The sequence below is a fragment of the Planctobacterium sp. R6 genome (assembly GCF_055755215.1).
The window spans coordinates 1-7,241 of sequence record NZ_JBVTQY010000079.1 but is presented as its reverse complement, the minus strand read 5'-3'; the positions used below and the strand labels follow the sequence as shown (position 1 = coordinate 7,241).

Here is a 7,241-nt window from a genome sequence, read left to right as displayed (position 1 = left end):
TCACTCAAACCTGTCATCCACCCCCTGTCTAACAATACGAAAAACTGAGGCGACAACTATCCTGACACAGGGGGACCCGGGAGCAGGAACAGGTATTTTATCATCAATCCTCGCATACCATCTAAGTACGCAAGCAGAAACTAATGATATTATTTTTCATGGTTTCGAGACAGACGAACGCCTGCATAATGATCTGGTGAGGGCCTGGGAATTTTTTACTAAACAAGCCGATATCAACTTAAATTATATATTGGATGGTGACTTCACGGAGCAAGCTAAACAAATATTGCAGGCGAACCACCTTCACCAAAGTAGTAGACCGGATTTTATTACGTGTAACCCTCCTTACAACAAGCTTAAAAGTAACAGTGAATTAGCAAGAGTTCTTAAAGACTACGGAGTCCCTGTTTCCAATCTGTATGCTGCATTTACTGTGCTGGCTGTGCAATGGCTTAATCCTCAAGGTCATTTACTGGAAATTTTACCCCGGAGTTTCTGCTCAGGCGTCTATTTCAAACCATTCAGGCGCTTCTTAATGAAAAATATGAGTATAGAGCATATTACTCTGTACAAATCTCGTTCTTGTTTTAAGAACGTTTTGCAGGAAAATATTTTGATTTATGGGTGTAAGAAACAACAATCCAGACGGATCAGGATCACTGTGGCCAATGATCCAACCAGCCCACCTGAATATGACCTGGTATTGCCTGCCGAAAGTATTTTATCTGAAGACGTATGGGCTTTGCCGCGCAACGTTCAGGATATCGAATTATTTATCAAGAATCAGTCCAGGACTTTCTCATTACAATCTTTAGGGTACCAGGTAAGCACAGGTAAAACCGAGCTACACCGACTCAAAGGAAATGTAGAAACCACCGTTGTTTACGCAGCAGATTTTGACAAACACGGAAACTGGACATGGGAAGAACGTCGTAAACCCAGAAGTGTATTAACAGAGACAAAGCGTTTGCTGGATTTACCGACAACTGGCGGCTATGTGGTTCTAAAAAGAATTTCCAGTAATGACGGTGAAAGCCCTGTGAGGTTAATGCCGGCATGGCTATCTCAAGAGTCTACGGGGTTAAGTACAGTATCCCTGGATAACCATGTGCAATATATACATAAAAATAATCACCCACTGTCATTAACCGAAGGTTTGAAACTGTGTGATTTTCTACGTAGCCAGGAGGCTCAGGCTGTAATGAGAACTATAAACGGCACGACACAAATTAATTGCAACGATATAGCGCAACTGCGATTTCCGGATATTTCTTGATCTATACTCCCATCTGACTCTGTTGAGGTGTTTGTATTTGTTACACCGAGTCATGAAACAAAATACAATCGGGGAAGATTTTGAAACAACTTGTAAAAGTTCCCACTGGGAACTATAATGGTATTAACTTCACTATTGGGTAAACGTAAAAATGAAAAAAGCGAGCATTAGCGAAATAGCGACTTCTGAACGGCTTTGGTGGAACCATAATTGCTATATTGATTTACCGGATTCCGGAAAGTGTGAACTGGTAGCTATTCATGGGAAGGACACGTCTAATGAGGGCGCCTATAAAGATCATGATGACTCTACACTGGTTTCATTGAAACCGGCGTCAGGAAAAGCGCAATTTCAACGCATGGTGGCTAATGACACTCTATTTGAGGTTCGTTTAGCTTAGCTAATAAAGGTATCCTTAACATGGAGATTAGAATATGGGGATGTATTTCGAAACGGCACCAGCAGAAGAATTGTGTGATTGCGTTGATGCACTGCTTACGGATGCTCAGGCAGAACTGATTGAACGTAGCCCTCAAAAAGAGCAAAGAATTGTATCAGTAGCACTTAAAAACCCTGACAACAGAGTTCGCCGTTGTGATTGTGCAAAATGTGATGGTTCAGGTATCAAACCTGCGTACCAACATGGCAAAAGATCACCGTTCATTGCTGATGGAAAGGAGGATAATTTGGACAAGTTACAAGTATTTGCCATAAAGTACGATCAAATCATAACAGCAACCATTTATATGTTGCTTGTTGCTGTTTGTATGATGACGATATTTCCTACTGCTTTGATTGGTGCGGAAGTGTTTTCTGTGGTCCATGCGGTAGTTCAAAATCTCTATGATGTGTCTAGTTACCAAGAGTCACATTTGTACTTATCGAGGCATTATGATTTTGAAATCTTCACCAGAGAAGTTGCGCATTGGTACTACATGACGTCTATGTTTGTAATCGCATTTGTGCTTACTGCAACCAACATATTGAAAAAGTCACTTATTCGTAAAATGACCATGAAAAAGTCAAATTTAAGTTAATGATCGGACGAGGAAAATTTAATCATGAAAATAAATATGATAGATGTATTAGATGAACTTGAGGGACTGCCTCAGTTTGTTAAAGATGAAGGCGCGGAATACACCGTTCTACTTAATGTGGTAAGCGGATTCAAGGTGTATATAGCACGCAAAGAAAAAGGGTTAATCAAAAAGGACGTAACTTTCGAAGGGCTAAATGTTGTGTATGAAAGGTTGACTCACGATGAATACGCGCCACCACATGGAGCATCGATTTCTGGTGAGCAGGTGACAAAGTTTTTGAGCCTTATGAAGGCACAAGCTAAGATGCTCTCCTAGTTCTGGAACTGTATTAATAAGATTGGAGAGTTCGATAATGTCTAGCAACGAACTATTTCTCGGCAGTGAGGATTTGAATTTTCACAAATTAATTCTTGGTAGATCAGGCAAAGGACGTAGCGTTTTGACTGAGCAACTTGCAAAGGAAAAAGGGATTAGTTACGAGGAAGCAGAGGAGTTATTAACCCCTTCTAAGGAGCAGATTGAAATACGTAAAAAAGCAGAAGAGGCGGAGCGCTTAAAACAAGAACAGCGTTTGTTAACAGTCAAAAAAGCATATTTAGAAAGTTCAGATAATGACGACTCTGAATTCTATGTATTTCATGACGCTCTCTCAGAATATCTAAACATTGAGTCCGTAACGCCGGAACAGATTGAAAAATTATTCTTAAGGTTACCTGCGAAGATCTTTGGCGCAGGCATCCAATGGGGTTTTAGTGATACTGAAGTCCGGGGTGAAATTTGGGGATTTGTAGAAAGTAATAAAGCTGAATTAGTTGAATTGCTTAAGGAGTAAAACATCAATGACAACGCTGTTTTACTTAAAGATTAGAAAAACCCAAAGTCAAAGATGAGAAAGGCATGGTCGGTTTATCAATAACTTGTGACGTCCTGTTGGTGCTAATCGCATTAGATTGGTTCACCAGTTTTGGCTAAATCGGCCCGTAGGAAATAAATGATGTTACATAAGTTTCACCTCACCTTGAGCGTAGTTTTTTTAATGTTTGCTTCTGTTATGCTAATTGGGCTTTTTGTAGCTAACAGTGGGTACACTCATGGTGTGATTTTGTTTCTCTTTACATTTGTTATGGGGGTGCTGCTCTTTACGGCATCAAAAGGCAAGAAGTCGTCAGATTCTGAAAATAACCAGCCTAACTTTAATGGTAAGAAACAGCCATTGTGAAGTTTGAGTTTTCCAAAAAAAAAGGATACTGGCATGAACTCTAAATATGCCCATCTTGTTATTGTTTTTATAGTGTTCTTCTTTGTGGCCGCTTCGGGGTTATTGCTTTTCACTGATCATGTGAAGGCACCAGAGAAGTATATTTATATGTTACTAATAGCTCCAGTTTCATGGTTGGCTATCAAGTGGCTACCAGTTAAAAATAGAGATGGGACATGATATGAACCAGGAAGAAAAGAACTTTAGAAACATCGTCGAATCACTCAATAGTCTAAGAGAGCTCGTACAGCAAGATATTGAGTTTATGATTGATTGTGACAACAATCCTTCTGAATTTGATAAAGAGAAGAGAATTGATGCGCTTATGGCAGGACTCAAGAAACTCGACAACACTCTAAAACCGCTTTTTGCGGAATTCAAATGACACTATTGGAAACGTAAGTGCCACATTGGTACGAATGCTAATTCTGAAGCATTGATGATCACCTAAAGCTGAGCAGTACCATTTATTAAAAATAGAGGAAAGTTATGTCTAGCAAACGCGCATCCAAGACGCTTAAAAGGAAAAGAAAAAAAGCATCAAAAGCTCAGGTTAATGTGAACAAAGAAACTGCAATATTAAGTAGTGCTACAAAAGAGGAACTGCAGTCGGTAAAAAGGTTAATGGCTATGGCTGAAGCCGAAGGATATAAGCTGACGAAAGGTAAGGCTTTATTCCATTTGCGGCAACAACGTAAAGAAAACGACATTAATTTTAAGCAGCTGGGTTATGAACGTACTACAAGTTCTGATGGGTTTGCTCAGTTTACTCGCCTGCCTCATCAGGTTGATAGCATGAGTACGGACAAAGAAGAATTTAGATGCAACCTGACGAGAAGGCTGGCAAGGCGTCTAGAGAAACAAAGTTTTGATGAGTTAACGGTGGGTGGTAGCAAGCTTCAATTTGATATGGCTTTAGCAATTGATGGCTACGCTTTCGAAATTCCGGAAGATGAAAGCCCTGCTGACTATGAACCATTATTGACTACGGATGAATATATGTCTGGTTACTACGATGAAGTCATTCATGAAGTATTTAAAGAGGCTCAAAACATATAGTAGATTTATCGTTCAGGCCACTACAACTGATGAACGGTTCACTGAATAAAATTTTTGGTCTTACTAAAATGATGCGACGATTTGCCAAACTATGAGACTTAAAGCTAAAAATGACAAAAGAAGAATTGCAATCCTGGTTAAATGAATATGGCCTTAATGCTGCGAAGGGTGCCAAGGTTCTTGATATTCAGAAATCTAAAATGAGTGAGTATTTATCAGGAAAGCGAAACGTGCCGGGTTATATATCTGCTCATATAGATACATTCAAACAACTTGCGCCCAGCAAAGCCGAAAAGATAATTGAAAAAAGATTATAAAACCACTTGTAAAAGTTCCCATTGGGAACCATAATATATCAACTAAATTAATCTTTTGCACTCCCGTAGAATGATTTCCAAATTCCTAAGCGGAGGAGGTTTCGATGCTTGAAGATGCCATAAATAGACTGATTGAATCCGGCCTTTCAGAACAGCAGGAAAGCGATCTTAATATCATTTTAGCTAGCATGGGTAGCGCGCTAAAAAGAGCAAACCAGAGTACAGTCAGGGCCTTACAGGCGCAGCAATTGACTGAATTAAAACTAAGCGCAGTATCTGCGCCAGTTCAATAATAGGAATATTTGCATCGGGAGAAGGTAATGTATAGAGAAGAAAAAACAGTCAGAAAACTGCCAGATCCGAAAGTCGAAAGCTGGTATTGGTTAAAGAAGCCCGGTAAAAAATGGGAACCAGTTTTGGTAAAACCATCTAGCGGATCATGGCCTGCAACTATCTATGATGTGCATCAGACTGATGTAGCACAAGTGAGCGGTGAGTGGGGTGATTACATCCCCTTCCCAGGCGAATAATTTCATAGACTGACAACCAGGAAATTATCATGGAAAATCATCAATTATTGTTAGACATCGAGGCAGGTAAGCCTGTCAGCAAAAAAATGCTGGCTGACTGGGTGAGAAGTTATTTCTCGCTCGGTTACGCAAATGCTGATCCCGAAGATGAGTTTTGTAATGGATATGCGTTTTGCATTGAGCAGCAATTGAAAGACATTAACAGCTAGGAAAGAGAAAATGGCGAGTGTTGAGTACTATTTTCAGACTAAAAATCCAAAAAAGTTGCGCAAAAAACTGAGCAAAGAACTCGATTCCAACGTTGAGCTGGACGCTGTCAGCTTCAGATATGGGGAAGCGAAACCAGATGTTCCCAGTTTAGAAAATTGGGTTCAATTTGATTCTTACTCAGAATGGCTTACTGATGAACATAGAAGTGAAGTGGAAGTCATTAAATCATGTTCTGAATTCTACGAAAATGTTATTGAGTCGCATGATGGTATTGGCGATTCTTGGTGGGGTTTGGGACAAGGCTTGGACGATTGATCGGCGTATGGGAATTTACATTATGACACCGTCACACTTTGAAAAGCTCATTAACGAACATATCGAGGCGGCAAAACATGCAGGTTTGCCAGGTACCGCTGAAGTCATAGAAAATCTTCTTGATGCAAGAGAGCGAGCTGCTAACGAACGCGAACGTATGAGTAAAGCATTGACAAAGCTGGCAATGGAAGTTCATGCCTTAGGTGTAGACGGTGTTCCCAAAAAACTGTTCGAAAACGTAAACCAGTTGCTAAGGAAAGGTGATTTATCGCCGTTTCTAACAGAATAATTCATTAATTGATTGGAAATATATGTCTGACTGACGATGGTTCGACTACTTTGTGTGAATAGGGAGAAATTTAATGAGTACCTGTTATTACTTACTTTCAGATGAGATGCATCAATGTATTCATATAGCTACATCGAGTATGGGGTCGTTAGGTGGCAGTATGGCTGATTCAATTTCTATGTTTTTTGGGGCGGTATTTAGTATCGGGTGGAAACTTTAAAGTCTTGCCGGTAAACCTAAAAATTTCACGGATGTGTCAGGTAACGTTTAACACAATTATGAGAAAGGAAATTGTAATGGCAACACCCTTCCCGGTTATGACTGATGACCAGCTTAAACAATGAATAAACAGTGGTTTTTCTCAATGTGTCGTTGAGGCGATGACTGACGGCACAATTTGTTGGGACATTAATGAATCCAGAGAGCGTGAACCTATTCATATTGTAAAACAGGGGGAGCGTTTTTGGTGTTGGCATTTCAAAGATGAGAACGGTGTTTACACTCATGACTACACGAACATGGCACCTATAAACGTACGTATTGATACTGATGTAAGCCTCAAGCTGATATACATGTCTGATAATCCAGATGACCCCGTTTTGTATGACACTGAACTCGATAAATCACCTAATATTACGTAAAGCCATGGAAGTGACCGATGGAGTGCGTGAGACGCGATAGGAGAAATAGATGAAAATTGTACAGAAAAATCCGGTACAGAAAATAATGGAAATTCGAACTACTGGTATTGGTGGTTCATCAGCTGGTGGTGTGGCTTCTGGTATGTCGCTGCATATCAAAGGAAAGATCGATACAGGTCAAATAAAAAATTGGGAGCTACAATTCAAATCTTTCCAGGAAGTTATTGACTCGGCGTTTTTCAAGGTAGTTGTCGCCTAAGCCGTTAAGCTGCTTCTTTTTTGCTCTCCGGATTAAGTTCCACAACA

The 7,241-nt window shown here is 40.0% G+C and carries 17 protein-coding genes; all 17 read left to right on the top strand.

Translation table 11 applies throughout. The features are described 5' to 3' along the window. The coding region (locus AC0J20_RS23050; RefSeq protein ID WP_473023561.1) for an Eco57I restriction-modification methylase domain-containing protein at nt 1–1,276 on the top strand (1,276 nt) is incomplete at its 5' end. Between the two features lie 151 nt (nt 1,277–1,427). Beyond that, entirely contained in the window at nt 1,428–1,676 is a 249-nt protein-coding gene (locus tag AC0J20_RS23045) for a hypothetical protein (protein ID WP_473023560.1), read from the top strand. Nucleotides 1,677–1,710: 34 nt separating this feature from the next. Then, nucleotides 1,711–2,313 (top strand): hypothetical protein, encoded by a 603-nt coding sequence (locus AC0J20_RS23040; RefSeq protein WP_473023559.1) that lies wholly within the window; start codon nt 1,711–1,713, stop codon nt 2,311–2,313. Between the two features lie 24 nt (nt 2,314–2,337). Then, entirely contained in the window at nt 2,338–2,631 is a 294-nt protein-coding gene (locus tag AC0J20_RS23035; protein ID WP_473023558.1) for a hypothetical protein, read from the top strand. A 37-nt stretch (nt 2,632–2,668) separates the two neighbouring features. Then, entirely contained in the window at nt 2,669–3,148 is a 480-nt protein-coding gene (locus tag AC0J20_RS23030) for a hypothetical protein (RefSeq protein ID WP_473023557.1), read from the top strand. A 159-nt stretch (nt 3,149–3,307) separates the two neighbouring features. Continuing rightward, on the top strand, nt 3,308–3,535 hold the full coding sequence (locus AC0J20_RS23025) for a hypothetical protein (RefSeq protein WP_473023556.1): 228 nt from the start codon (nt 3,308–3,310) through the stop codon (nt 3,533–3,535). A gap of 33 nt (nt 3,536–3,568) precedes the next feature. After that, a complete protein-coding gene (locus tag AC0J20_RS23020) occupies nt 3,569–3,754 on the top strand; it encodes a hypothetical protein (protein ID WP_473023555.1) in 186 nt (61 codons plus the stop codon). A 1-nt stretch (nt 3,755) separates the two neighbouring features. After that, nucleotides 3,756–3,959, top strand: a complete 204-nt coding sequence (locus tag AC0J20_RS23015) for a hypothetical protein (protein ID WP_473023554.1) — start codon at nt 3,756–3,758, stop codon at nt 3,957–3,959. 104 nt (nt 3,960–4,063) lie between these two features. Continuing rightward, nucleotides 4,064–4,633, top strand: a complete 570-nt coding sequence (locus AC0J20_RS23010) for a hypothetical protein (RefSeq protein WP_473023553.1) — start codon at nt 4,064–4,066, stop codon at nt 4,631–4,633. A 110-nt stretch (nt 4,634–4,743) separates the two neighbouring features. Next, nucleotides 4,744–4,950 carry a hypothetical protein gene (locus tag AC0J20_RS23005; protein WP_473023552.1) on the top strand — a complete coding sequence of 69 codons (207 nt, stop codon included), beginning with the start codon at nt 4,744–4,746 and terminating at the stop codon, nt 4,948–4,950. Between the two features lie 104 nt (nt 4,951–5,054). Next, the gene (locus AC0J20_RS23000; protein WP_473023551.1) at nt 5,055–5,243 is read left to right on the top strand and encodes a hypothetical protein; all 189 of its coding nucleotides are present in this window, start codon (nt 5,055–5,057) and stop codon (nt 5,241–5,243) included. Between the two features lie 27 nt (nt 5,244–5,270). Further along, nucleotides 5,271–5,480, top strand: coding sequence for a hypothetical protein (locus AC0J20_RS22995; RefSeq protein WP_473023550.1), 210 nt, complete (start codon nt 5,271–5,273; stop codon nt 5,478–5,480). Between the two features lie 29 nt (nt 5,481–5,509). Continuing rightward, entirely contained in the window at nt 5,510–5,689 is a 180-nt protein-coding gene (locus AC0J20_RS22990; protein ID WP_473023549.1) for a hypothetical protein, read from the top strand. 10 nt (nt 5,690–5,699) lie between these two features. Then, nucleotides 5,700–6,005 carry a hypothetical protein gene (locus AC0J20_RS22985; protein ID WP_473023548.1) on the top strand — a complete coding sequence of 102 codons (306 nt, stop codon included), beginning with the start codon at nt 5,700–5,702 and terminating at the stop codon, nt 6,003–6,005. Continuing rightward, nucleotides 5,953–6,294 carry a hypothetical protein gene (locus AC0J20_RS22980; RefSeq protein WP_473023547.1) on the top strand — a complete coding sequence of 114 codons (342 nt, stop codon included), beginning with the start codon at nt 5,953–5,955 and terminating at the stop codon, nt 6,292–6,294. The genes AC0J20_RS22985 and AC0J20_RS22980 overlap by 53 nt, the downstream gene beginning before the upstream one ends. A 380-nt stretch (nt 6,295–6,674) precedes the next feature. Beyond that, a complete protein-coding gene (locus tag AC0J20_RS22975; RefSeq protein ID WP_473023546.1) occupies nt 6,675–6,935 on the top strand; it encodes a hypothetical protein in 261 nt (86 codons plus the stop codon). A gap of 49 nt (nt 6,936–6,984) precedes the next feature. Further along, nucleotides 6,985–7,194, top strand: a complete 210-nt coding sequence (locus AC0J20_RS22970) for a hypothetical protein (RefSeq protein WP_473023545.1) — start codon at nt 6,985–6,987, stop codon at nt 7,192–7,194. Nucleotides 7,195–7,241: the final 47 nt, after the last annotated feature.